This is a genomic window from Erythrobacter sp. JB1-4 (assembly GCF_057365025.1).
The window spans coordinates 2,932,398-2,957,135 of the sequence record NZ_CP200292.1; the positions used below are offsets into that span (position 1 = coordinate 2,932,398).

At 56.3% G+C, this 24,738-nt stretch carries 20 protein-coding genes; 13 read left to right on the plus strand and 7 right to left on the minus strand.

Annotated features, from left to right (window positions below):
- The first annotated feature begins 3 nt into the window (after positions 1–3).
- The 5 genes from AC0V61_RS13730 (at position 4) to AC0V61_RS13750 (ending at position 10,951) form a co-directional block, all read left to right on the plus strand.
- The gene (locus AC0V61_RS13730; protein WP_486158431.1) at positions 4–5,268 is read left to right on the plus strand and encodes an isopeptide-forming domain-containing fimbrial protein; all 5,265 of its coding nucleotides are present in this window, start codon (positions 4–6) and stop codon (positions 5,266–5,268) included.
- 8 nt (positions 5,269–5,276) lie between these two features.
- Positions 5,277–6,917, plus strand: coding sequence for a hypothetical protein (locus AC0V61_RS13735; RefSeq protein ID WP_486158433.1), 1,641 nt, complete (start codon positions 5,277–5,279; stop codon positions 6,915–6,917).
- A gap of 87 nt (positions 6,918–7,004) precedes the next feature.
- Entirely contained in the window at positions 7,005–7,742 is a 738-nt protein-coding gene (gene otsB / locus AC0V61_RS13740; protein ID WP_486158435.1) for a trehalose-phosphatase, read from the plus strand.
- Positions 7,743–7,748: 6 nt separating this feature from the next.
- Complete coding sequence (locus AC0V61_RS13745) at positions 7,749–9,548, plus strand: glycoside hydrolase family 15 protein (RefSeq protein ID WP_486158437.1); 1,800 nt, start codon at positions 7,749–7,751, stop codon at positions 9,546–9,548.
- Positions 9,549–9,595: 47 nt separating this feature from the next.
- Positions 9,596–10,951, plus strand: a complete 1,356-nt coding sequence (locus tag AC0V61_RS13750; RefSeq protein WP_486158439.1) for an alpha,alpha-trehalose-phosphate synthase (UDP-forming) — start codon at positions 9,596–9,598, stop codon at positions 10,949–10,951.
- Here the strand turns inward: AC0V61_RS13750 and AC0V61_RS13755 are convergent.
- Positions 10,948–11,415 carry a response regulator gene (locus AC0V61_RS13755; protein WP_486158441.1) on the minus strand — a complete coding sequence of 156 codons (468 nt, stop codon included), beginning with the start codon at positions 11,413–11,415 and terminating at the stop codon, positions 10,948–10,950. The genes AC0V61_RS13750 and AC0V61_RS13755 overlap by 4 nt on opposite strands.
- Before the next feature lie 163 nt (positions 11,416–11,578).
- Between AC0V61_RS13755 and AC0V61_RS13760 the strand changes: the two genes are divergently transcribed.
- Both AC0V61_RS13760 and trxB read left to right on the plus strand, forming a co-directional pair.
- Positions 11,579–12,382 carry a tyrosine-protein phosphatase gene (locus AC0V61_RS13760; protein WP_486158443.1) on the plus strand — a complete coding sequence of 268 codons (804 nt, stop codon included), beginning with the start codon at positions 11,579–11,581 and terminating at the stop codon, positions 12,380–12,382.
- Between the two features lie 60 nt (positions 12,383–12,442).
- Positions 12,443–13,408 (plus strand): thioredoxin-disulfide reductase, encoded by a 966-nt coding sequence (trxB, locus tag AC0V61_RS13765; protein ID WP_486158445.1) that lies wholly within the window; start codon positions 12,443–12,445, stop codon positions 13,406–13,408.
- Between the two features lie 53 nt (positions 13,409–13,461).
- On the opposite strand, the gene AC0V61_RS13770 is transcribed toward trxB, so the two are convergent.
- From AC0V61_RS13770 to AC0V61_RS13790, 5 genes are all read right to left on the minus strand, one after another.
- Complete coding sequence (locus AC0V61_RS13770; RefSeq protein WP_486158447.1) at positions 13,462–13,899, minus strand: MAPEG family protein; 438 nt, start codon at positions 13,897–13,899, stop codon at positions 13,462–13,464.
- 23 nt (positions 13,900–13,922) lie between these two features.
- On the minus strand, positions 13,923–14,378 hold the full coding sequence (locus AC0V61_RS13775) for an MAPEG family protein (RefSeq protein ID WP_486158449.1): 456 nt from the start codon (positions 14,376–14,378) through the stop codon (positions 13,923–13,925).
- A gap of 89 nt (positions 14,379–14,467) precedes the next feature.
- Positions 14,468–15,136 carry a class I SAM-dependent methyltransferase gene (locus tag AC0V61_RS13780; protein WP_486158451.1) on the minus strand — a complete coding sequence of 223 codons (669 nt, stop codon included), beginning with the start codon at positions 15,134–15,136 and terminating at the stop codon, positions 14,468–14,470.
- The gene (locus tag AC0V61_RS13785; protein WP_486158453.1) at positions 15,136–16,350 is read right to left on the minus strand and encodes a BtaA family protein; all 1,215 of its coding nucleotides are present in this window, start codon (positions 16,348–16,350) and stop codon (positions 15,136–15,138) included. The genes AC0V61_RS13780 and AC0V61_RS13785 overlap by 1 nt, the downstream gene beginning before the upstream one ends.
- A 103-nt stretch (positions 16,351–16,453) precedes the next feature.
- Positions 16,454–17,407 carry a threonine ammonia-lyase gene (locus AC0V61_RS13790; protein WP_486158455.1) on the minus strand — a complete coding sequence of 318 codons (954 nt, stop codon included), beginning with the start codon at positions 17,405–17,407 and terminating at the stop codon, positions 16,454–16,456.
- Between the two features lie 229 nt (positions 17,408–17,636).
- Here AC0V61_RS13790 and AC0V61_RS13795 point away from each other — a divergent pair, with 229 nt between their 5' ends.
- The 3 genes from AC0V61_RS13795 to AC0V61_RS13805 are packed head-to-tail and all read left to right on the plus strand — an operon-like array spanning position 17,637 to position 20,733.
- Entirely contained in the window at positions 17,637–18,848 is a 1,212-nt protein-coding gene (locus tag AC0V61_RS13795) for a saccharopine dehydrogenase family protein (protein WP_486158457.1), read from the plus strand.
- Positions 18,848–19,525 carry a hypothetical protein gene (locus AC0V61_RS13800; protein ID WP_486158459.1) on the plus strand — a complete coding sequence of 226 codons (678 nt, stop codon included), beginning with the start codon at positions 18,848–18,850 and terminating at the stop codon, positions 19,523–19,525. Before AC0V61_RS13795 ends, AC0V61_RS13800 begins: the two co-directional genes overlap by 1 nt.
- A 32-nt stretch (positions 19,526–19,557) precedes the next feature.
- A complete protein-coding gene (locus AC0V61_RS13805; protein ID WP_486158461.1) occupies positions 19,558–20,733 on the plus strand; it encodes a carboxynorspermidine decarboxylase in 1,176 nt (391 codons plus the stop codon).
- 6 nt (positions 20,734–20,739) lie between these two features.
- Here the strand turns inward: AC0V61_RS13805 and AC0V61_RS13810 are convergent, their stop codons facing one another.
- Positions 20,740–21,789 carry a DUF3137 domain-containing protein gene (locus tag AC0V61_RS13810; RefSeq protein ID WP_486158462.1) on the minus strand — a complete coding sequence of 350 codons (1,050 nt, stop codon included), beginning with the start codon at positions 21,787–21,789 and terminating at the stop codon, positions 20,740–20,742.
- Between the two features lie 79 nt (positions 21,790–21,868).
- Here AC0V61_RS13810 and AC0V61_RS13815 point away from each other — a divergent pair, with 79 nt between their 5' ends.
- From AC0V61_RS13815 to AC0V61_RS13825, 3 genes are all read left to right on the plus strand, one after another.
- A complete protein-coding gene (locus tag AC0V61_RS13815; protein WP_486158463.1) occupies positions 21,869–22,429 on the plus strand; it encodes a LemA family protein in 561 nt (186 codons plus the stop codon).
- Positions 22,430–22,610: 181 nt separating this feature from the next.
- Entirely contained in the window at positions 22,611–23,816 is a 1,206-nt protein-coding gene (locus AC0V61_RS13820) for a type III PLP-dependent enzyme (RefSeq protein ID WP_486158464.1), read from the plus strand.
- 61 nt (positions 23,817–23,877) lie between these two features.
- A complete protein-coding gene (locus tag AC0V61_RS13825; RefSeq protein WP_486158465.1) occupies positions 23,878–24,738 on the plus strand; it encodes a DUF5694 domain-containing protein in 861 nt (286 codons plus the stop codon).

Consider the following 24,738-nt stretch of genomic DNA (forward strand, 5'->3'; position numbering starts at 1 on the left):
CCCATGCGTGTGTGCTCTTCTCTTAAGCGTTTGGCGGCAGGACTCTCTGTAGTCCTGCTGCCATTCGGCTTGCCTGCAGAAATGGCGTTTGCGCAGAACACTACAGATAATGATGCCGAGGTTATCGGCACCATTACAAATACGGCGGAGGCCAGCTGGCTTATTGAGGGGCGCCAGCGCCAAACGGTTTCCAACGAAGTACAATTCGATGTCACATTGCCCCCTCCAGCGATTCGGGCCTTCCGCCCGACCCCTCAGGGCGATGTTGACCTCAATTTCCGCGCACCTTTGTGTGCAGCGAACGCGCAAAGCCCAGCTTCAGATGGCAGCGCGCCCACTTCCAACGATGTTGAGCTCGCCCCGCGCCAAGGTATGGCAGCGGTCACATCTTCGATCACACCGGGACAAACGGTGTTGTTCGAGATCACAGCGCTTGAAGCCAACCTTGATAAGACCGCAGTCGATCAATTGACGGTGACCATCACCACTTCGACGGGTGATCGCGAGGTCGAGACGATTTTCGAAACGGGCCCAAATACAGGCGTATTCGTCGGCCAAATCGGCACTACCCGCATTCCGCCACAGCCCGCAGCAGGCGATTGTCAGCTTAGCATCAATGATGGCTCGACCATCTTTATCGAAGCAACACTTCCCAACGACACAGTTGTTCTGGTCGAAACACAGGTTGAGGTGCTTGCCGATCCATTTGGCGTTGTTTTCGACAGCGAGACAGGTGAGCCGGTTTCTGGCGCGGTTGTTCGGCTCGTTGATGCCGTCACCGGTCAGCCTGCAACAGTCTTTGCCGAGGATGGTGTAACCCCATGGCCTTCAACGGTTATTTCGGGCGAGCCAATCATCTATGGCGCAAATGGCGAGTTTACCTTCATTCAGGAAAACGGCGAGTTTTGGTTCCCGCTGACGTTCCTCGGGCGTTATCGCCTCGAGATTGAGCCGCCAGAGCCTTACACAGCGCCGTCTGTGGTGAGCCCTGCGAATTTGGCGCAGCTGCGCCGTCCCGATGGCCGCGAGTTTATCATCCTTGATGCATCTTTCGGCGCAAACTTCACGCTGACTGATCCGACGCCTGTGCAGGTCGACATTCCGCTTGATCGCCCCGGTCTCGACATTGGCCTTGTAAAAACGGCGTCGCGTGACCGTGTGCAGCCGGGCGATGTGGTGTTCTACTCGATCACAGCTCGCAACGATGATCCCTCGCGTCCAAAGCGTGACGTGGTACTCACCGATACGCCTTCGACCAGCCTTCGCTTCCGCCCTGATACGGTGCGCGTGAACGGTGCAGAGGCACCTGAAGCGGTTGAGTTTGCTCCTGATGGCCGCTCTTTAACCGTTGCACTTGGCGATTTGGCCGGTGGTGAGAGCGTTCGTGTAACCTACGCCATGACCGTTCGCCCTGATGCAAACCCCGGACAGGCCATCAACGAGGCTGTCACAGTGGATTCGCTTGGCCGAGTAACGCGAGCAGGCGCTGTCATCGATGTTGAGCGTGAGACTATCGCTGACCGTATGACGATTATTGGTCGCATCACTGCCGGTCCGTGCTCAGTTCGCGACACTCGTGACAACCCGCGCCCTGGTGTGCCCGGTGTGCGTGTGGTCATGGAAGATGGCTCTTACGCAATCACCGACGCGGACGGCCGCTATCACTTTGAAGGCGTTGTCCCTGGCACACATGTTGTGGCTGTTGCCCGCATGACCGTTCCAGAAGGCGGCAAGCTCGTAAACTGCCACCGCGACACCCGCAATGCAGGCAGCGCAAGCTCGCGCTTCATCATCGGGCAGGGCGGTACTCTGGCGGTTGCAGACTTCCACATCGAATTCCCTGAGCTAGAGCTTTCAGCAGCAGATCAAGCGGTATCTTCACTGTTCGGCGAAACGCGCCCAGACGGTGCCACAGCCCGTGCAGTCAACGCGATTGCTGGTGGTTCGGGTAACCCTGCTGTTGAGCGTGACAACGCCCCTGTTGTAGCCGAAAAGCTCGCTCAAGACGGCGTTCCTGACAGCACCGCAGACGCAGCAGAGCGCGCTTCGCCAAGCTATGCCGCCAATACCGATTGGATCGCGCTTGGCGATGGCGAAGATGGTTTCCTCTTCCCAGGCACCACCTCTAACCCGCGTTCGCCAGCGATCCGTGTGGCAATCCGTCACCGCCGCGGTCAAACAATCAAGCTTCGCGTCAATGGCGAGGAAGTCAGCGGCCTTTCCTTCGACGGCACGCTGACCCCAGCTGAAGGGCGCTATGCGGTCAGCACATGGCGCGGTATCGTTCTCGAAGGCGAGCGCACACTGCTCGAAGCAGACGTTGTGAATTCGTTCGGCGGTGTCAATGAGACTTTCACTCAGGAAGTGTTCTTCACCACCACGCCAACCCGCGTTGAGATGGTGCCAGAACTCTCAAACCTTGTTGCCGATGGCCGCACGCGTCCTGTGGTTGCTATCCGCGTCCTTGACCGCAACAATCGCCCCCTTCGCGAAGGTGTCAGCGGCAACTTCACCCTCAACGCGCCTTACGAGAGCGCTGAGCAGGTGGACCGTCAGCAATTGAACCAGCTCACCGGCTTCACCCCAAGCCAAGCACGCTGGGTAGTTGAAGGCACGGACGGTATTGCTCTTATCGAGCTTGCGCCAACCATGGTATCCGGCTCGCTGCGTCTCGACTTTGACTTTAACGATGGTGAGTTGGTGCGCGAGCAGCAGCTTGAGACCTGGATCACTCCGGGCGATATCGAGTGGACCATTGTGGGCCTTGCAGAAGGCACTGTTGGCGCGAAATCTGTTGCTGAGAACATGCAGCGTGAGGGCCGCTTTGACAGCGATCTTGGCGATGATGCGCGCGTTGCGCTCTATGCCAAGGGCCGCATTCTGGGCAAGTTCTTGACCACAATCGCTTACGACAGCGCCAAGCAGCGCGAAGACCAGCGTGTGCTCGGAACCCTCGACCCGAACGCTTACTACACCGTCTTTGCCGACGCCTCTTCGCGCCGCTTCGATGCTGCATCGCGTGAGAAACTCTACGTCCGGATCGAAACCGCGACATTCTATGCGCTCTATGGCGACTTTGAGACCGCTTTCGACCAGACCCGCCTTGCCCGCTACAACCGCACCGCAACCGGTGTGAAAGGCGAAGCGCGCGTAGGCCAGTTCAAGGCTTCCGGCTTTGCTGCTGAAATCTCAACCCGCCTCCAACGTCTCGAAATCCAGGGCCAAGGCATCACCGGCCCATATGACTTGGGCTCGCGCCGTGTGCTTGCAAACTCAGAGCGGGTGACCATCGAAGTTCGCGACCGTTTCCGCCCTGAGCAAATCGTTCGCACGACCACTTTGACGCGCTTCCTCGATTATGATCTCGACCTGCTGACTGGCACGATCACTTTCACGCGTCCTGTGCTGAGCCGCGATGAAAACCTCAACCCGCAGTTCATCATTGTTGAGTTTGAAACCGACGGCTTTGGCGAAGGTGAACTCAATGCAGGTGCGCGCGTTGATTGGACCAGCGGCGATGGCCGTATCCGCATCGGCGCCAATGCCATCACCGACAAAGGTGAAGGCGAGCGCACCGACATCGGCACACTCGACCTTCGCGCTCAACTTAGCACCAGCACCGAAGTGCGCGCTGAGCTCGCCATGAGCCGCCGTGAGGGTGAAACTGCAACGGGCTGGCTCGCTGAAGTCCAGCACCAGACCGGCAAAGTTGACCTTCTCGCCTATGCCCGTGAGCTTGACCAAGACTATGGCATTGGTCAGCAAAACGGTGTTGACCTTGGCCGCCGCCGCTTTGGTGTCGATGGCCGTGTGTTCCTTGGCGATAACCTCAGCGTTTTGGGCAGCGTTTGGCAGGATGACAGCCTTGCTGACAATTCACGCCGCCGCGCTGCGCAAACACAGCTGAGCCTGACACGCGCAACCACTGATTTCCGCCTTGGCCTTACGCATTTTAACGACCGTCTGGCTGATGGTACAACCAACAGCTCAACCGTCCTTGAAGGTGGCGCAACACAGCGCTTGTTCGACAACAGCCTCGAACTGTCAGCCTCAACCGCCATCGCACTTGATTCAGCGGAAAGCGTGGACCTGCCCGCACGCCATCGCATCGGCGCTCGCTATGCGATTGCAAACGGTGTGCGCGTGGTTGGCACTTACGAGATCGCTGATGGCGAAAACATCGATGCACGCACGCTTCGTGGCGGTATTGAGTTGACGCCATGGCAGGGTGGTCAAGTCATCACCTCTGTAGGTCAGGAAACTGTTGGCGAGCTTGGCAACCGCACATTCGCAGCCTTCGGCCTTGCCCAAACGCTTCAGATCAGCCCTGAATTCTCGCTCGATGCAACGATCGACGGCAACCGTACTCTGAACGGCGCACCGGCTGCGAGCGACCTCATCAACGTGGCTCAACCTGCCGCTTCTGGTGGTCAACTCACCGGTGGTCAGCTTTTCGAAGACTTCACTGCAGTCACCTTCGGCGGCGCATGGCGCAAAGATCGCTGGAGCCTCACAGCGCGCGGCGAATATCGCGATGGTGAGCAGGCTGATCGTTACGGCGCAACCTTTGGCGGCATCCGCCAGCTGGGCGAGGGCAGCATTGTCGGCTCTGGCATCACCTGGACGCGCGCTGAAGACGAGCTTGGCCCAGAAGTTGAGATTATGGATGCAGCGATTGCCTTTGCTCACCGTCCAGACGCATCAGAAATCGCAATGCTCGGCAAGCTTGAGTATCGCAGCGACAAAGTCACCGGCGGCGTTGCTGGCCAAGCAGGCGGTGCAGGCGCAAGCGCTCTCATCGTAGACGGCGATGCAACCTCACGCCGCGTCGTTGCTAGCTGGTCCACAAACTGGAGCCCGCGCGATTGGGACGAAGATGAGAACGGCATCACGCGCCAAACGCGCCGTAATGAATTCGGCCTGTTCCTAGGTGGCCGTTACAACTTCGACGAGTTCGAGGGCACTGAGTTCTCAGGCACCACCGTCTTTGTCGGCGCGGACGCTCGGATCGGCATCGGTGAGAAATTCGAGATCGGCGCAACCGGTACTGTGCGCGCCAACCTTGAGGACAATGTGACCAGCTTCTCATTCGGCCCGACTATCGGCTTTACGCCAGTGGACGATATGCTCGTGACCGTTGGCTACAATATCGAAGGTTTCCGCGACGGCGACTTCTCCGAAGCACGCAACACCGACAAAGGTCTGTTCGCAAGCGTTCGTCTGAAATTCGACACCAGCAGCTTTGACTTCCTGGGATTGGGTCGGTGATCAGACCAATGAGTGTCAAATCGTGTAACAATGCAAAGCCGGTGAAGGCTGCGTTTACCATAAGCGCCTATGTGACGAGTATGTTTGAACGGATCGGGAAACTTACGAGGGTTATCAGTGCATTCGCTGTGCTGTGCCTTTTCTCGCTGAGCGCCCCTGCGGCGGCCCAAAACTTCAGTTTTCAATTCACGACCGATGATTTCACCGCCGTCTTTTCCGATGGCTCCGGCCGGACGATCACTGTTACGCTTGAGCCAGAGAATACAAACTGCGCCTTCTTCGATGCAAGCGGTCGTGCAGAAATCTATGCGCGTTCAAGCGTTGCCGCGTGCGACCGACATGTCGAGCTGCGCTTCACCGCAATCGGTTTCGATATCGAGCGCGTCAATTTCAGCGATATCGATGATATGGACGGCACCACGCCGCGCGATAGTTTCGCAGGGACAGTGGCCGGGACCTGGTCTTCTCCCACAATTGAAGTGCATTCATTTGCCTCTCCTCCTGCGTTCGCTGATCAAGCCGGAAGATTGACCGCTGTGGGTGGTGTGGGGACCTTCCTTGCCAACGCGGCAGGCGAAAACCCCGTCAACGAAACGGCGAGCTTCACGCTTGCCACTCCTACCTCATCCTTCTCAATTGTGTTTGACGATGCCCAAGGTCTTAGAGACGCGCGCAACCTCTTTAATCTCGGGATCATCGAAGCCGAAGATCCGCCACCTGGAAGCGGCCCTCAGCCAACAAGCGAGAGCTGTATCGATTTCGAGACCGGTCTAGGCGGCTTTGTCGTGAGCAATTCGACCTTTGTGGGTGTGAACTCGCTCACCTCAAACTCGGGCAGCAACTCGATGTTCCTGCACAATTCGACTTCAAGCGCGACCTCGCCGATTTTCGATGCCACTGGCGTCAGCAATGCAACCATGTGGGTGAGAAGGGGTGCTGACAGCTTCAGTGAAAACCCGGATGCCAATGAAAACCTGGTGGTTGAGCTTCTCAACTCCAGCGGTGTGTGGGTTGAGTTTGCAGAGCTTCAAGGTTCAGGCACCCAAGGCCAGATATTCAATCTCAACTTCCCGCTTACTGCTGAATTTCAACATGCTGGTTTTCAAATCCGCTTCAGGTTCCTTAGCGGCAGCGGCACCAATTTTGACTTTTGGCACGTTGATGACGTTTGCGTCGTCTCTCCGCTTTTGCCTGAGCTGACGGTTTCCAAAGTGTCGTCATTGATCGCAGACCCGATCAACGGCACCACCAATCCCAAAGCCATTCCGGGCGCAACGGTTGAATACCTCATTACCGTCACGAACATCGGTGCGGGTCCTGCAAGTGCAGTTGTTGTTGAAGACAACGGCCCAGCAGATGCCAAGCTTTGCCTGATGGCGCGTTCGGGTGGACCGATCATTTTCGCCGAACCGGGCGGGGCGACGGGGTTGACCTATAGCTATGGTGGATCAGGAAGCGTTGCAGGGGACTTGCAGGTCACAACCGATGACCTCCAATTCTCCGAAAACGGCGGCACAACCTTCGATTACCTACCTGCGGATGACGGAGCGGGCTGTGACACCAATGTCACTGACTTCAGGGTAACACCCACCGGCACATTGTCAGCAGGCAGCACGTTCACTGTAACCGTGCGTTTCGAGATACTTTAAGTCCTGCAAGACTGCTGAATACCAATGCGTATTGTTGCGGTGCAGCATTCGCATTGACGCTTTCAGGCTTTTCTCTACAGATTGGGTATGCCATCCGCTTTTGCATTGAGCGCGCCTCCAGCGCTTAGCTCTCTGATCGAGAATGCAGCACTGTTTCTCGATTTTGATGGGACGCTGGTTGAGCTTGCAGCCGGCCCTGATGATATTGTTCCTGCCGAGCGATTGGCGGACCGACTTTTATCCCTTTCGCAGCGCTTGAATGGCCGCTTCGCTTTGGTGAGCGGACGTTCGATTGATGATATTGAGCGGCATTTAGGCCCTCTCCAAGTAGCAATCGCTGGGTCGCACGGAGTCGATGTGCGCAACGCTTCGGGAGACGCATTGGGGGAGGGGGCCAGGAGCCTGCCCGTTGAGATCGAAACCGCCCTTCGCAGCTTTGCCCAAGAACATGGCGTCGATTACGAACACAAAGCCCACGGCGGAGCGCTGCATTATCGCAGCAATCCCAACACTGGCGAAAGAGCGGTCGCGTTTGCCAAAGAGCTTGCGGCAGAGCACGGTTGGAAGGCGCAAGGTGGCAAATGTGTTATCGAAATTGTTGCCGATGGCGGCGACAAGGGCTCAGCTGTGCGCATGTTCATGGACACAAAAGGCTTTCAAGGATCGCAGCCGATCTTCATCGGCGATGACTTGACCGACGAGGCAGGCTTTGCAGCCTGCAAGAAACTGGGCGGGGCAGGCATTTGTGTGGGTGAGCGCGAGGGAACCCTTGCGCAATACCACCTTCCTGATGTTACCTCAGTGCACGATTGGCTGGAGATTTAACGCTTGGTGCAAACTTCTAATCTTGAGCTTTGGCCGATTGGCAATTGTCAGGTTTCGGGCCTGATTGATGAGAGCGGCGCGCTTGTTTGGGGCTGTATTCCGCGCGTTGACGGGGACCCTGTGTTTTCGGCGCTCCTTAACGATAGCCAGCGCGAGGCGGGCATTTGGCGCTTTGAGTTAGAGGGGCAAACCAAGTCCTCGCAAAGCTACATTCGCAACACGCCGATCCTTGTGACCACGCTTGAGGCTGATGACGGCAGTGCGGTGGAAATTCTCGACTTTTGCCCCCGATTTGAAGGGTCTGGCCGGATGTATCGCCCGGTTGCCTATGCTCGGATCGTGCGCCCGATCAAAGGTCACCCGCGCATCAAAGTGGTGCTGAAACCCACCAAGAACTATGGCGCGGGCCTTGCAGAGACCACCAGCGGAACAAACCATATTCGCTACCTCGCCGGACAGACGGCGCTGCGTCTCTCCACCGATGCAGCCGTTGGTTACATCATGGAAGACCGCACGTTTCGGATTGAGGAAGACACGCATTTTTTCCTCGGCCCTGACGAACCTTTCGTTGGAAACTTGCGTGAAACGGTCCGCTCGATGGAGCAGGCAACGCGCAAATATTGGCAGCGCTGGGTCAGGGGGCTGCATATTCCGCTCGAGTGGCAAGAAGAGGTTATCCGCTGCGCTATTACCTTGAAATTGTGCCAGCATGAAGAGAGCGGCGCCATCGTTGCAGCGCTCACCACATCAATCCCAGAAGCGGCGCATTCGGAGCGCAATTGGGATTATCGCTACTGCTGGATCAGGGACAGCTATTACACCATCCAGGCCTTGAACCGTCTTGGCGCGCTGGATGTGATGGAGAAGTATCTCACCTACCTGCGCAACATCGTGGACGGTGCACGCGGGGGACAGATTCAGCCGCTCTACTCAGTCATGGGGCAAAGCGAGCTGAATGAAACCACGGCAAGCTACCTTGCAGGATATCGGGGTATGGGACCGGTGCGTCAGGGCAATGCGGCCTACAAACAGATCCAACACGATTGTTATGGTCAGATCGTCCTGCCCAGCGCTCAAGGCTTCTTTGATAAGCGTCTGATACGTCCGGCCGACGACGCCGACTTCAAAGCTCTTGAAGAGGTCGGCGAAATGGCTTGGAGCATGCACGATCAGCCTGACGCTGGGCTTTGGGAGTTCCGCACGCGAGAGGAAGTGCACACCTATTCTGCTGTGATGAGCTGGGCGGCGTGTGACCGCCTCGCCAATGTGGCGGACCATCTTGGAAAACCTGACCGCGCATGGCTTTGGCGCGAGCGCGCGGACAAGATTGCCGCGACCATTGATGAAAAAGCATGGAAGCCTGATGCCACCGGTGAGTGCGGCCATTATGGTGCAAGCTTTGAAAGCGATTATCTCGACGCATCGCTTCTGCAGATGGTGGAGCTGCGTTTCCTCTCGCCTGACAATGAGCGTTTCAAACAGACCTTTGCCGCCGTTGAAGAGCATCTTCGCCGGGGCGATCATATGCTGCGTTACGCGGCAGAAGACGACTTTGGCGCGCCTGAGACCGCGTTTAACGTGTGCACCTTCTGGCTCATCGAAGCGCTGCATCTCGCAGGCCGCAGCGATGAAGCGCGCACTTTGTTTGAAACCATGCTAAGCCACACCACGAAATCCGGCTTGCTTAGCGAAGACCTCGACTATGAGACCGGCGAACTTTGGGGGAACTTCCCGCAGACTTATTCCTTAGTGGGAGTAATCAACTGCGCCGGGCTGTTGTCCAAACCGTGGAGTGAAGTGCGATAAATCGCCCCCAAACACAAAGACTCGTCGTTATCTCGAACCGTGTGGCCGTGCCAAAGGCGCGCGGCGTTGCTGGCGCTCAAGGGGGATTGGCGGGTGCTTTGAATGCAGCGCTCAAAGATCGCGGCGGCGTTTGGTTCGGGTGGTCTGGTCAGGAAAACAACGAACAACTCGGCAATATGGACCTCCAGCGCACCGATGGAGTGACCACGGCCACGATCGACCTGTCGACGCAGGAACTCGACGAATATTACAACGGTTATGCCAATTCGACCCTGTGGCCGTTGTTCCATTACCGCATTGATCTGGCGCGTTACGAGAACAAAACGGGCGAGAGTTATGAGCGGGTGAATGACCGCTTTGCGGAAAGTGTTCTGCCGCTGATCGAGGAAGAGGACCTTGTATGGGTCCACGATTATCACTTAATTCCATTGGGAGACCGGTTGCGCTCGCGCGGGATTAGGAACCGTATCGGGTTCTTCCTGCACACACCTTGGCCGCCGACCCGTTTGCTCACCTCGCTCCCGTTTCATGAGCGGTTGGTGAAGACCATGCTATCTTATGATCTCATCGGGTTTCAGACACCGGAATGGCTCTCTTCATTTGTGCATTATTGCGAAAATGAACTGGGCGCGCATGTGGACCATGAGACCGGCCAGATCACCCACGAAGGCCGCACCACAATAGCGCGCGATTATCCCATTGGGATCGATTGGGAGCATTTCCAAGCCGAAGGCGCAAAGCCCGAAGCCAAAGAAGCCGAGGAGCGTTTCCTTGCCTCCATTCGGGGCAGGACCGGAATGATCGGGGTCGACCGGCTCGATTATTCCAAAGGTCTGCCAGAGCGTATCGATGGCATCGGCCGCTTCTTTGACGAACACCCAGAACGCGTGCGTGACCTTGTCTTTGTCCAAATCGCGCCGCCAAGCCGCGAAGATGTGCAAAGCTATCAGGAAATCCGCAGCGAGCTTGAGCAGAAAACCGGACAGATCAACGGCGCGCGCTCTGAGGTGGACCTTGTGCCGATCCGCTATGTGAACCACGGCTACAGTCATGCAGAGCTTTACGGTTTCTTCCGCGCGTCCAAGATCGGCTGTGTCACGCCGCTGCGCGATGGAATGAACTTGGTCGCTAAAGAATATGTAGCGGCCCAAGACCCCGAAAACCCCGGCGTGTTGGTGCTTTCCGATTTCGCAGGGGCCGCATATCAATTGGACTGCGATGGCAAAGGCGCGCTTCTGGTCAATCCACACAGCCCCGATGCACTAGCGATGGCGATTGGCAAGGCGCTTGATATGCCCTTGGAGGAGCGCAAGAGCCGCTATCAGGCGATGATTTCGACCGTGCGCGATGACAATGTGCGCGAGTGGACCACCCAGTTTTGCAGTGATCTTGCCGCTGATTAGAGAACCCTTCTGGGACCGGACACGTGGCTGCTCACACCGGCGCTTTGTTCGAGATAGGTCTGAAGATCCTGATGGCGCGGTTGGTTTGCGCGCTTGGCGAGAACGCGTTGCACCCGGCTTGTCAGCCCCCGCGGATCAAAGGGTTTGCGGATAAATCCATTGGCTCCGGCAAAAATCGCCTGGCTTTCATCCTGCGCACCGCTCATCGCTGTGAACATCAGGACGGGAAGGTCGTAAAACTCTTCGGATTGCCGCAGCTTGCGCAACATCGTCATCCCGCTCATCCCCGGCATATCCTGGTCAAGCAGAAGCGCATCGGGACGCCGTGTCTTGAGAAGCTCCCAGCATTCCTCAGCGCTCGTGACCCAGCCGCATGCATGACCTGCATCGATCAGCACTTGGGCAGCAAGCTCTGCGATGAGTTCGTCGTCGTCGGCGATTAGGATAAAAGACATGTCGTTCATACCAGTTGAAAGGGAGGGCGGATTGTCAGCTTTCCTTGTATAAGTGTCGCCCAACAAATGATGCGTTGGGAAGGGGCTCCGAACTGCTACCTAAGGGAGGAGCCTAGGAGCATGCGGTGAAGTGACTTGCAGCTGCCATGGTGCGCTGTCAGAGCGTGAAGCTATGATTCGAGAAACTGCTCCCCAACCATTCCCTGCGCCCTTTTTAACCACTGACGGCATCCACAACTTACGCGACTATGGCGGCTATGCCGGCGCTGATGGAGCGAAAGTTCAAAAGGGGCTTTTGTTTCGGTCGGGCCAACACATTGATGCAAGCGAGGCGGATCTGGAGTTAATCCAGAGCCTCGATATCCGCACCATTGTGGACTTTCGCGGCGTGAGTGAACGGACCAGCTTTCCCTGTACGCGCCATGCCAATTTCACCGCTCAAGTCATTGCGTTTGATGGAGAAACCAGCTCCTCTCCGCCTCATGAAGGCGGGGGCGGCAATATCGAGATGACGCCGAAAAAAGCCTTTGATCGTATGATCTCTGTATACACGCGCATGCCAGTTAATCCTGCCATGATCGATATGTTCGGGCGCTATTTTGACGCTTTGGACAGCCGTGACGGTGGCAATCTCATTCATTGTTTTGCGGGCAAAGACCGTACAGGAGTGGGCGCAAGCTTGCTGCTCCATGTGCTGGGCGTGCATTATGATGACATCTTGGCAGAGTTTCTCCTCACCAATGATGCGCCAACGACCTATATTCTTGAAAATCAATCGCTACCTCGCATGAAGGAGCATTACGGCGAGATCGACCCAGAAGCGATCCGCAACCTTATGGGCGTGCGCGAGGAGTATTTGGCGACCTATTGGCAAGAGGTCACGCGTGACCACGGTTCGATCGACAATTACCTTGCGACAACTTTAGGTGTGGATGGCCCAAGCAAAGCTCGTCTGCGAGAGCGCTTGCTGGCGTGACATTGGCGTTAAGGCTCCCCATATCACTGCCAACACAGAACCAAATTTAAGAGACGACTTATGGCTACCACTCACCGCACAAAGATGCTCATCATTGGCTCCGGCCCTGCTGGCTATTCCGCCGCAATTTACGCCGCGCGCGCCATGCTTGAGCCGATTGTGGTGCAGGGCCTTCAACCCGGAGGACAGCTGACCATCACCACCGATGTCGAAAACTACCCTGGCTACCGCGACGTGGTGCAGGGCCCGTGGATGATGGAAGAGATGAAGGCGCAGGCCGAAAGCGTTGGCACGCGCATGATGTATGACATCATCACCGAGGTTGATCTCGACAATGGCTCACCGTTCCGCGCGGTCGCTGATAGCGGCGATGAATATATCGCTGACACGATTGTGATTGCGACAGGCGCGCAGGCCAAATGGCTGGGCGCGCCGGGCGAAGAGGCGCTTGGCGGCAAGGGTGTATCGGCCTGTGCAACCTGTGACGGCTTCTTTTATCGCGGCAAGAAGGTTGCGGTTATTGGCGGCGGCAACACGGCCGTTGAAGAGGCGCTCTACCTCACCAATCATTCCGATGATGTGACAGTGATCCACCGCCGCGATGAATTTCGCGCTGAGAAAATCCTTCAAGAGCGGGTGTTCAAATCCGACAAGATCAACGTGCTTTGGAATAAGCAGGTTGAAAGCTTTGAAGCGGGTGAGGATGGTTCGCTTGGCCACCTCAATTTGAAAGACACGCTGACGGGGGAAAGCTCCACTCTCGAGGTGGACGGCGCGTTTGTGGCTATCGGCCATGCGCCTGCGACCGAGTTGTTCGAAGGCAAGCTTGAAATGCACTCTGGCAAATATCTGTCGGTCGAGCCCGGTACGCCCAAGACCTCAATCCCCGGCGTGTTTGCAGCGGGCGATGTTACCGATGCTGTTTATCGCCAAGCGGTCACAGCGGCCGGAATGGGCTGTATGGCAGCGCTTGATGCAGAACGGTTCCTCGCGACCCTCGAAGATGCACGCGAAGCGGCTGAATAAAGAAAAGGGGCGGCCCGAGAGCCGCCCCCTAATTCTGTCAAATTTTGAATGCTTTAGGCGAAGACGATCACCGCCGCCTTTACGATCAACACGATCAAGATAACGCTCGACAAAGCGAACAGCACAAAGCGGACCATCACCCGGTTAGCGGTCGCCTGAACAAGGCTGTGTGCAATGCGCAGACCTGTGTAAATCCACGCAAGAAATGCATTCATCCCGTCACCTTGGCCAAGGATCGCCAGAATGATCGCTACGGCATAAAACAAGGTCGGTGCCTCGTGCAGGTGGTTGTAATTGTCCGCTTTCCAATTGACCTTGTCTGGCAGCTTTTCACGAAGGCTTGCCGGCGTAGAGCCAACCAGCTTGCTTGGCGCTTCGATATCGGGCGCTTTGCTCATCGCAGGAATGCGGGTCGCGTACATCCAGGCCCACATAACCATCGTCCAAATCATCAGCGCGACCGCAGGCCCAAGAATTTCCATTCCAATCATCTAATTGTTCCCTTTTCGCTCAATTATTGCGGTGCAAGACTTGGATCAGCAAACACGGTCACCATGATCGCTCGCATAGCCAGGACGATCAGCGCAATCGTGCTAGCCAGAAACAGCAAGAAGCGCAGTTTAAGCTGGTTGACGAAGATTTGATACAATGAGTGGATGATCCGCAGGGCGACGTATATCCATGCCATTGCCACATCGATTGCGCTCGAACCGACAATCGCGAGAATAGCGCTTACGGCATAAAAAAGCGTTGGCTGTTCGTGCAAATGCGTGTGGTTGTGCGCCGGCCAATTGGCTTTGTCGGGGATCTTGCCTTCTAAGTCTTGGCCCCGCCCACCCGCTTTGTCGGTGAAGACTGACTTATCCTCCACCTTGGCAATCGCGCCAAAACGCACCGGCACAATCCAAAACAGAATGATGAGCGTCCAGACCACCAGAACGGCGGCTGGCGCGAGCATTTGCGCTTGCATGAAGTCGATCCCCTGCGTTTGTCTTTTGCCAATGTGTGTAAGAGGGGCAGGGGATTGTCAATTCATCAGGTGCGCGAGTTTTCCTCGGGCTATGCGAATGGCGATTTCAAAACGTGAAGCTGGAAGTAACTGAGTTTTCCGCGTTTCGATGAAAGCGTCATGGTCTTCGCCGCAGCGAGTTCTTGCATGGCGGTTGGAAGCGCGCTGCGGGTTTGAACGTGGAATTTGGCCAGCCACGTGTGCAGCATCCCTCTAAGCGGGCCCGGCAGGCCGCCAAGGTCGCCAAAGTCCACGACATGCAATTCGCCGCCCGGCGCCAAATGGCTTGCGGCGTGGGTAAGGGCACCTTCCCAATCAGGGATCATCGACAGGCAATAGGAGAGCACCACCCGGTCGAAACCAGACCTCTCCAACCCGGCCTCTTGGAACGTTTTCGCCGCATCAAAAGCGCAGGCATCACCAAGACCAAGCTTTGCCCTATCGCCCAGTGCCTTTTGAGCGTTCTTGAGCATTTCTGATGAGATATCGAGGCCATAGAGTTCAAGCCCCGGCCAAGCTTTATCGATTTTTGCCATGTTGCGTCCGGTCCCACAGGCAACCTCAAGAAGCCGCATTCCAGGCCGCGCGTTCAAGCCCTCGATCAGAGTGTCCCGCCCAAACAAATAGTATTTGCGCGTCGCATCATAAATGTGCCGCTGGCCTTTATAGACTTGGTCCATAAGAGCCGCATGGCCGCTTTGCGCACCGGCGGTCCCCATCAGGCGAGCTCATACACATGCACGCCGCCGTAAATCGACGAGCGGTCGCGCTGGGTCAGGTCTGCGGACTGCTCTTCGAGATAGTTCCACTTCGATAGCACCGCATCATCAAGACGACCCGGCAAGAGGCTTGGCTCGGCGGCTGTGCGGAACAGGACCCGTGCGCCTGGTCGCGAGCTGCGTGTGATAAGGCTCCAAAGCTCGGTCAATTGCGCATCGTTCATCCAGTCCTGCGCATCAAGAAGCACAAAGCGGTCCATGCTCGCCTCTTCTTGGTCGCCAATCCAGTGGACCATATTGGCGCGCTCAACGCTGAGGCGGTCAATCCGCTCGCGCATCGCTTCCCAATTGGCACGTTGGAGGTAAGGGGGAAGGGGCGCACTTTCGGCCCGGTCATAGCCGCGCCCAAAGGCCTGCCATGCGAAGTAATTGTCCTTGATCTCAAAGTCGCATGCGAGCTTTTCCAACCGGCGGCGCAGCACCTCTGCCATGCGCTCATCGCCTGCCAGTTCATCGAACTGTGCTGGCGGAATGCCAAGGCCAAACAGCGAGGCCGGCTGATCGGTGAGCCATCGGATGAACCTTTTATCAAACACTGGTGCAAGTTCGGTTTCGAACACATGGCGCTGTTCTTCGAGCGTTTCCGCTTTCAGAAGTTTGGATAGGTCGATCTTGTAGGCTCGCGCAAAGATGTGCGCGAGGCCGATGAAATTGCCCAGAAGCCCGCGTTTATAGAGCCCTTTGGTGAAATAGCTGATCCGTTTGCGGCCCTTGATATCGCGCTTTTCCCAATACTTGCGGCTTTCCCCATCAAGGTGCGGGGCGATCATCGTTTCGTAGACCGCTTTGTTCTCGCCGTGATCGGCATGGGCAAAGAAGCGTTGGAACCGTTCGTAATTGGGCAGGTGCTTGATCGCGGTGATCTTCAAATTGCCCAGCGCCACGTGCGCGCGGTTAAGGTCCACGGCCGTCACCTGCGCAGGATTTGCGGTAAGGTACGAAAGCGCGTTGCAAGAGCCGCTCGCGATGCACGTCAAGCGACTGTCGGGCTCTATTGCGAGCCCTTCCATATCGACCACCGGATCTTCCCAAATCTGGGCATAGACAAGGCCGTTGAAGGCAAGCGCAAAAGCCTTGTCGAGGAGCTTATCCTTCGTGCTGGCTTCCTTCCTGACAACGGCCTGTGAGATGATGGATTTGGGCTGAACTGTCATGGTTGTATCGCCTTGGTCAAAACCGTTAGGCGACTGTCATAAACGTGAGGCGTGTCGCGCCTGTGACGCTTTTGCTCAAGGTTTATGACGGTTTCCACAGACCTCAAACGGCGATCGTCTTGGCGAAGGCCTGTGGGTCAGCATTTCCCCCGGTGAGCATGACGACGGTGCCTTCATCAACTGGCACTTTGCCCGCAAGCGCTGCTGCAAGAGCCGCCGCGCCGCCCGGTTCGATCACCATCCGCAAGTTCGCAAAAGCCCATCTTTGTGCCGCCCGCACTTCCTCATCTGTGACTGTGACGCCCCGCTCTGCGCGGCCCGCTAGCACTTGCAAGTTGAGGGCTTTGGTCGCCGTGGGTTGCAGCGCATCGCAAATGGTCTTGGGCGCGTCTTTGGGTGCTTGAACGACGTCTCCGCTCGCCAGCGCTTGTCCGACCATATCCCAGCCTTCGGGCTCGACTACATGGATTGCAGCATCAGAGCAGCCAAGTGCAAGCCCCGCTGCAAGACCGCCTCCACCGCAGCACACGATAAAGCGAGAGGGCGTTTTGCCCATTTGCGTTTCCATTTGCTCAGCGGCTTCAATCCCGGACGAGCCTTGCCCTTCGATAACCCATGGATCACCAAAGGCATGGACAAGCACACCACCTTGAGCCTCGATGAGCTTGGCGGCCACTTCATCACGGTCTTCTCCGGGGCGCTCGTAAAGAACCACCTGCGCTCCCAAAGCCTTGGTATTGGCAAGCTTCACCTCTGGTGCGTCGCGCGGCATAACTATGGTCGCTTTGATCCCCAGACGTTTGGCTGCCCAAGCAACACCTTGTGCATGATTGCCGGACGAGACGGCGACAACACCGGCGGCTCGTTCATCTTCGGATAGGTTGGAAAGCCGCCACCATCCGCCCCTGATTTTGAATGCACCAATGGGTTGCAGGTTTTCCGCTTTCACGTGAAGTCGCACACCTGCGATCTCGACAGGCAAGAGCGGTGTGGGTGGCAATATGGCGCCTATGCTCGCGGCCGCTTTAATTACGCCGTTCTGAGTCGGAGTTCTCATCGCTTACCTTCTCGTTTTTCGATAAAGTTTGGCACACTTGGCACACAGTCCAGGGGCAGAAAACCTGCCCTCCCAATCTCCGAAGAAAACGGCGCAAAAAGAGGGAGATGGGCGAGTCATAGCCACCCCTCTAGGCCATCTTGAAACAGTAGGAAATGTAGGAATGTTTGAGAGCCTTCAACCAATCGCCTAATACGCGCCCAAGATTCGGATTTGAAAGGCCGCTATTATGTCAAAAGTGCTGGTAATCGGGGCAGGGGGCGTGAGCTCTGTTTGCGTTCACAAGATGGCTATGAATTCGGACATTTTCCCCGAGATCCACCTAGCCAGCCGCACACAATCGAAGTGTGACGCCATTGCCGCTTCGGTGAAAGAACGCACCGGTGTCGTGATCCCGACCTATGAAATCGACGCCGAAGAAGTGCCCGCGATGGTCAACCTCATCAAGCGTTTGGGCGCGACCCATGTGGTGAACTTGGCGCTGCCCTATCAGGACTTGCCAATCATGGATGCGTGTTTGGAGGCAGGCGCGCACTACATGGACACCGCGAACTACGAGCCCAAGGATGAGGCAAAGTTCGAATATTCTTGGCAGTGGGCTTATCATGACCGCTTTAAAGACGCTGGCCTAATGGCGCTTCTCGGATCAGGGTTTGACCCCGGTGTGACGAGCGTTTTCACCATGTGGCTGAAGCAGCATAAGCTCAAGACGATCCGCACGCTCGACATTCTAGATTGCAATGGAGGCGACCACGGACAGGCGTTTGCGACCAACTTCAATCCCGAAATCAATATTCGCGAGGTGACCGCTCCGGCGCGCCATTGGGAAAACGGCGAGTGGGTCGAGACTCCCGCTATGCAGGTGAAGACCGAGTTCGACTTCGAGGCGGTGGGCCCCAAAAACGCCTATCTCATGTATCATGAAGAGCTCGAAAGCCTTGCCAAGTTCAACCCAGAGATCGAGCGCGCGCGGTTTTGGATGACGTTTGGTGATGAGTATATCAAGCACCTCACCGTGCTACAAAACGTAGGGATGACCGGGATTGAGCCGATCCGTTATCAGGGCAAGGATATCATCCCGCTGCAATTTCTCGCCGCCGTCCTCCCCAAGCCTGAAACCCTGGGCGAGACCACCAAGGGCAACACCAACATCGGCTGTATCGCGACGGGCGATGCGCTCGATGGGTCAGGTGAAAAGACCTTCTACATCAACAATATCTGCTCGCACGAAGCGGCCTTCGAGGAGACCGGAAATCAGGCGGTGAGCTACACCACCGGCGTGCCAGCGATGATCGGCGCTGCGATGATGGTGCAGGGTGTTTGGAGCGGGGAGGGCGTCTTCAATATGGAAGAGATGGACCCTGATCCGTTTATGGAGATGCTGAACGCGCATGGCCTCCCGTGGCAGGTGAAGGAGCTTGATGGGCCGGTTGGGTTTTAATGAGGAATTTTCTTTCTCATGAATGGCTGAATACGATCATTGCAATGCTTGCACTGCTCGTAACCGCGACCTTGGCCTACAATCAAATCCGCGAGGATCCCGATCAAATTGCCCTGTTGGGGGTAAAGAAGGTCGTCTCGAGCAGGCCCATTCAGATGATAATGACAGACGGAAGAGGCACTCAAGCCGGCGGTCAGGGAGTACTATCGCCTGTTGGTTGGAAGCTAACACTGTTCAACCCTCTTGATCGGCCCGTCTTGTTAACTCGTCTTAACCTAAGACCGATTGAGAATGGTTTCGTACAAGATGCCAAGGTGACCGCTACCTATGAACCAATCATGGTGCCACTGGAGCATGATCTGGAATTTCCCGTTTCGGTGCCTCCCTATTCCACGAAGTTAATCGATGTCGAGTTCGCTATTCCAGTCCTTGTCCCTATCGGAACGAAATGTGGATCAGCTAATTATGTTTCTGACATTCAAGATTGCTTTCGCAATAACGATAGAGATTTTTTTGGAAACCGCGTCGCGAATGTCGAAGGTCCTGGCTATAGTTACAGTTGGATGAGCTTCGATCGGAACGATCAATATTACATTATAGATGTAGATACAGCTAATGGAGCCCGTATTCCACTTACTTTTAGCTATTACGGGTCCTTGGATTTTGATGAACGCTAAGTGTTCTGATCCTGTCATTTGAGTATTTCGTAATGCAAACCCAAGCTGGAAACCCGGGCGCTTTCGCCCACTTCGACCTCGCCCGCGTCGAGAGCCCTGCGTTCGTCGTGGACGCAGCGAAAATCCGCTCCAACTGCCAGATCCTCGCCGACATTCGTGACGAGGCGGGGTGCAAGGTCTTTGCAGCGCTCAAGGCGTTCTCCATGCACTCGGTCGCGCACATTATGGGGGAGTATCTCGACGGTGTCTCTACCAGCGGCCTGTGGGAAGCGCGGCTTGCGTCCGAGTTCTACGATGGTGAAATCGCAACCTATTCCGCTGCGTTCAAGCCCGAGGAATTGGACGAGATTTGCCGCCTGTCCGACCACGTGATTTTCAACTCGCCAGCGCAAATGAAACGCGCCGCGCTCATCCTCGATCAAGCGGCGGTGACGGGCGGCGATGTCTCGGTAGGTCTCCGGCTCAACCCCATGGTCGCAACCGGCGAAGTGCCCAAATACGATCCCAGCGCCCCTGGTTCGCGCCTCGGCTTCCCTATCGACCAACTGACCGAAGAACATATGGAAGGCGTTGAAGGCATCCACTTCCACAATCTGTGCGAGCAGACCTTTGAGCCGCTTCGCCAGACGTGGGACCGTGTGTTTGACGCAATTGAGCCTTACTTCGGGCAGCTCAAATGGATCAATATGGGCGGCGGGCACCACATCACCCGCGCTGATTATGAGCGTGCAGAACTGATCGAGTTCCTAAAAGACGCGGCTGATGACACCGGCGCTGAGATCATTCTCGAACCTGGCGAGGCGGTGGCTCTGGATGCGGGCATCCTCGTGGGCACGCTCCTCGATACAGGCTTCAACGAAGTCCCCATCGGTATCGCTGACATCTCAGCCACTTGCCACATGCCCGACGTGCTCGAAGCGCCCTACCGTCCAGCCATGCTGGGCGAACTCACCGACGACAGCGTGCCCATCCGCCTCGGTGGTCCATCGTGCCTCGCTGGCGATGTGATCGGCGATTACCGCCTGCCGGTGCCAGCAGAACCCGGCGCGCGCTTCGCCTTCCTCGACCAGGCGCATTATTCGATGGTGAAGACCAACACCTTCAACGGCGTGCAACTCCCCAGCATTTACCTCTGGGATAGCGACACAGACGCGCTCGAATGCGTCAAACGCTTTGAATATGAGGATTTCCGCGACCGGTTAAGCTAGAGAGCTTTAAAGCCCCTTGCGGCCAAACCCGCCAGCTGCGCGCGGGGTTGTCTCGCGGGCATATTCAGAGATACCGGGCTGGGTGGGCTTGGCTTCCACCTTCCCTGCTACCCCGCGCTTGGTCTGATTGATGGCCAACATAAGCTGAGCGAGCGCTGCAAATTGTTCGGCGGTTTCTTGAGCGCGCCGGTTGTCTTCCTCGGCTTTGATGGAGCCGCTTTCAAACAGATTGTCGCCTTCAACCGCAATGATCAGATGTTGGTCTACAAATAGCGCCCGGATCGCTTTGCCATGAAACGCCTGTTCGAGCGCGACCAGATGTTCGACATAGCTGGGGTGGATAAGAACGCGCGCTTCGACTTGGTCATCGCTAAAGACTTCAAAGACGTTTTCGAACTGGGGGTGCACTTGATCGACATATTGCAGCCGGTGACCATCAAGTTCGATCACGTCTTTCACGCTGCCAAGGCCGAACCATTTGTCGTGCTTGCCCTTGCGTTGCAATAAAGTGGTGGAGTGAAACTTTCGTCCAAAGGGCAAGGATATAATCACCCCGCGAAACACCGTCTCATAGCGGCGGTTCTTGCCATGACCTTTAAGCTCTTCGAGATGGGCTTCGTAAAGGTTAAAGTCACTCCCACCCAGTTGGCCGTACCAGCAATCTTCGAATGCATCGCGGTCATATTTGGGCACCAGGCCAAAGGAACGCGATTTGTCAAACTCCATGCCCGGTTCGACATCAGGATCATAATTGATCCCCAAATCGCGCGCGATAGCGGAGTTGATCCCGGTTTTGATGGTCTTCTTGGCTTCTGAGATCGGCTTATTGCCCCATTGGTAGACCCCGAACACCGCAGCCGCAGCAAGAATAAGTTTGAGATCAAACAGCCCGCCAATTGGCAAGAACCACAAGAAACTAAAGACAGGCAAAAGGCCAATGGCGCCTATGAACCAGCGGTCATACGCCTTTTTCTTAGCCGCCCCGCGCATATCGGTTTGCTCTTGCAACCAAGTGCCAAGCTCCCCGCGCATCAATCCTTGAACATCGGCCTGCATGCCAAAAACCCTCTAAACGTACCAACCTCTTAACTATTGGCTGCTAGTTATACGCACATCCGGTAAAGGAGGAGTTCACATGGATTTGTTTGCTTGGGTCATGATCGGCGGCGGTGTTTTGCTCGCAGGCGTGATCATCGCCATTTACAACACGCTTGTGCGCCTGCGTCAGAATGTGAACCAGGGCCGCGCAGACATTGATGCGCAATTGCGCCAGCGTCATGACCTTATTCCCAACCTCGTTGAAGCGGTAAAGGGATATGCAGGACACGAAAGCTCAACGCTTGAAAACGTAATCAAAGCGCGCAACATCGCGGCCAAGGGCGCGCCTGACAGTGGGTCAGAGCAGGGGCTCAAGATTGCACTCGACAACCTTCTTGCTCTTGGCGAGGCTTATCCTGATCTGAAAGCCAGCTCGAACTTTCAAGAATTGCAGCATGAGCTTTCTGATATCGAAGACAAGCTTGCCGCTGCCCGCCGCGCATTGAACGCAGCCGCTGCCCAGTTCAACACAGCGCGTGAAGCCTTCCCTGCTGTGCTATTTGCAGGACTGCTTGGCTTTAAAGAGGCTGATTTTAACACTCTTGATCCATCCGAGCGTGGGACTGTGGATCAGGCGCCTAAGGTTGCCTTCTCCTAAAAAACCTCTTCTGCTGGGAACTTAGCGGGGAGATACGATTTTGATTGCGAGGCCGCGCATTTTATTGCAAATGCGCGGCCCTGCTGCCGACGCCCTTTTGGGTTTGGGGACACGCTTCACCGCAAGGCAGCCCTGTTGAAACGCTTACGGTTTGCGAACCGTTTTAAGGGGGTCCCTTGAGTTGTACGTCTATCCTGATGCAAAGGCTGTAGCGCGGGCCCTGGAGCCCGACGAGCCCATTATCCTAAATCGTCCGCATGCAGCCCGCCGCGCTGCACGGTTTTTTGTCGAGAAGTTTCCCGGCAAAGTGCTTTACGCTGTCAAAGCGAACCCTGCGCCTGATCTGATACAGGTTTTGTGGGAAGCAGGCGTCACGCATTACGATGTTGCCTCGATTGCCGAGGTTCGTCTTGTGCGTGAGGCTCTGCCAGAGGCAGACCTTTGCTTTATGCATCCGATCAAACGCCGCCGGGCGATTGCGGAGGCGTACCATCAACACGGCGTCAAAACCTTCAGCCTCGATACGATGGAAGAGCTGGATAAGATCGTTGAAGCCTGCGCTGATCCAGAAACGGGTGAGCCTGCACAAGACCTGCGCCTTTGTGTGCGTTTGCGCGTCTCTAGTGAATATGCAGAGTTGTCGCTCGCGGCGAAATTCGGCTGTGATTTGACCGAGGCACCTGAACTGCTCCAAACCGCGCGTCAGCATTGCGATTGGCTGGGCGTGTGTTTCCACGTGGGCAGCCAGGCAATGACGCCTTTTGCCTTTGTGCAGGCGATAGACCGCACAAGGGCAGCGATCGCTGATGCGTCGGTGGTTATCGATATGGTCGATGTGGGCGGGGGCTTTCCCAGCATCTACCCTGAGATGGAACCGCCGCCACTCGAAGATTACTTTGCGCTCATCGCCAAGCATTTCGAGGCGCTTCCCATCGCCTACAACGCCGAGCTGTGGTGCGAGCCGGGCAGGGCGCTTTGTGCGGAATACTCCAGCATGATCGTGAGCGTCGATAAGCGTCGCGGTAACGAGCTTTACATCAACGATGGCGCTTATGGTGCATTGTATGACGCGGCTCACGTGGGCTGGCGTTTCCCTGTGGCCGCGCTTGAAGATGATTTGATCGAGCCGCTTGAGGATTTCGCCTTCTACGGTCCGACCTGTGATGATGCAGACTATATGGCAGGGCCGTTTTCGTTGCCTGCCGATATCCAGGCAGGCGACTACATCGAAATCGGAATGCTTGGCGCTTATGGTGCCGCCATGAAAACGGGCTTTAATGGCTTTGGCGATGCCGAGGTGGTGACAGTCGCTGACGAGCCGATGATGAGCCTGTTTGATGGGTCGAGGCGCCGCGAGGCTAGCGACAATGTAGTGAGCTTGCGGTAGCACGGCTTGCTCTCCTTCTGACTTGCTGTATTAGTATACTAAGTCACTACGGAGAGTGCATATGAAATTCCCAGCATTCCTCGCCGCATGTCTGGCCGCACTCGCGGTGCCTGCGGCGGCTCAGGATGAAGCCGATAAAGCCGAGGACATCGAGGTGATGATCCTTGGCGTTTACCACTTTTCAAATCCTGGCCTCGATCTAGCCAACCTTGACGTTGATGATTTCCTTGCGCCGCGCCGCCAAAGGGAAATCCAGATACTCGCCGACACACTTGCACAGTGGAGGCCAACCCGCGTGGCGGTTGAGAGCGAGACGCAGCCGCCGGGCCTTGAAGTGCAGGACTTCGATCAGACTGAGAAACTGCTGACGACCGACCGCAATGAAAGCGTCCAGATCGGTTACCGCCTTGCGAAGATGCTGGGGCACAGCGCGGTCTATGGCTATGATGAACGCTCGGAAGGGGATGAGCCCGATTATTTCCCCATAGGCAAGGTTCAGGCCTTTGCTGAGGCGAATGGGAGCGAAGCGGTTTTGGGGCAGCTATTCGCTGATATTCAGGCAATCGTCGCAGAAGATCAGGCAAAACTGCCCACGCAATCGGTCGCTGAATCGCTCATCACACACAACCGCGAAGATGTCGTAGGTGGTCAGCACGATACCATCTATTACTCAATGCTCAGAATTGGCGATGGCGACCAGCAACCCGGCGCAGAGCTGAACGCCTTTTGGTACATGCGCAATGCAAAGATGTTCGCCAAGATCGATATGATTGCTGAGCCGGGCGACCGGGTGCTGGTCATTACGGGGAGCGGTCACGCGACATGGCTCAAGCACTTTGTGAGGCGCATGCCAGGGTATGACCTTGTTGACGCTTTACCCTATATCGAGCGCGCGGCTGAGCGGTCCGTGGGCGATAAGTGA

What these genes read in the sequence shown, in the direction of transcription:
- AC0V61_RS13805 (WP_486158461.1), top strand. Translation starts at nt 19,558, where the DNA reads ATGCAAACCCAAGCTGGAAACCCGGGCGCTTTCGCCCACTTCGACCTC.
- AC0V61_RS13810 (WP_486158462.1), bottom strand. Translation starts at nt 21,789, where the DNA reads ATGCAGGCCGATGTTCAAGGATTGATGCGCGGGGAGCTTGGCACTTGG.
- AC0V61_RS13815 (WP_486158463.1), top strand. Translation starts at nt 21,869, where the DNA reads ATGGATTTGTTTGCTTGGGTCATGATCGGCGGCGGTGTTTTGCTCGCA.
- AC0V61_RS13760 (WP_486158443.1), top strand. Translation starts at nt 11,579, where the DNA reads ATGATTCGAGAAACTGCTCCCCAACCATTCCCTGCGCCCTTTTTAACC.
- AC0V61_RS13775 (WP_486158449.1), bottom strand. Translation starts at nt 14,378, where the DNA reads ATGCAAGCGCAAATGCTCGCGCCAGCCGCCGTTCTGGTGGTCTGGACG.
- AC0V61_RS13755 (WP_486158441.1), bottom strand. Translation starts at nt 11,415, where the DNA reads ATGAACGACATGTCTTTTATCCTAATCGCCGACGACGACGAACTCATC.
- AC0V61_RS13825 (WP_486158465.1), top strand. Translation starts at nt 23,878, where the DNA reads ATGAAATTCCCAGCATTCCTCGCCGCATGTCTGGCCGCACTCGCGGTG.
- AC0V61_RS13780 (WP_486158451.1), bottom strand. Translation starts at nt 15,136, where the DNA reads ATGGGGACCGCCGGTGCGCAAAGCGGCCATGCGGCTCTTATGGACCAA.
- otsB (WP_486158435.1), top strand. Translation starts at nt 7,005, where the DNA reads ATGCCATCCGCTTTTGCATTGAGCGCGCCTCCAGCGCTTAGCTCTCTG.
- AC0V61_RS13770 (WP_486158447.1), bottom strand. Translation starts at nt 13,899, where the DNA reads ATGATTGGAATGGAAATTCTTGGGCCTGCGGTCGCGCTGATGATTTGG.
- AC0V61_RS13790 (WP_486158455.1), bottom strand. Translation starts at nt 17,407, where the DNA reads ATGAGAACTCCGACTCAGAACGGCGTAATTAAAGCGGCCGCGAGCATA.
- trxB (WP_486158445.1), top strand. Translation starts at nt 12,443, where the DNA reads ATGGCTACCACTCACCGCACAAAGATGCTCATCATTGGCTCCGGCCCT.
- AC0V61_RS13735 (WP_486158433.1), top strand. Translation starts at nt 5,277, where the DNA reads ATGAGTGTCAAATCGTGTAACAATGCAAAGCCGGTGAAGGCTGCGTTT.
- AC0V61_RS13795 (WP_486158457.1), top strand. Translation starts at nt 17,637, where the DNA reads ATGTCAAAAGTGCTGGTAATCGGGGCAGGGGGCGTGAGCTCTGTTTGC.
- AC0V61_RS13730 (WP_486158431.1), top strand. Translation starts at nt 4, where the DNA reads ATGCGTGTGTGCTCTTCTCTTAAGCGTTTGGCGGCAGGACTCTCTGTA.
- AC0V61_RS13800 (WP_486158459.1), top strand. Translation starts at nt 18,848, where the DNA reads ATGAGGAATTTTCTTTCTCATGAATGGCTGAATACGATCATTGCAATG.
- AC0V61_RS13785 (WP_486158453.1), bottom strand. Translation starts at nt 16,350, where the DNA reads ATGACAGTTCAGCCCAAATCCATCATCTCACAGGCCGTTGTCAGGAAG.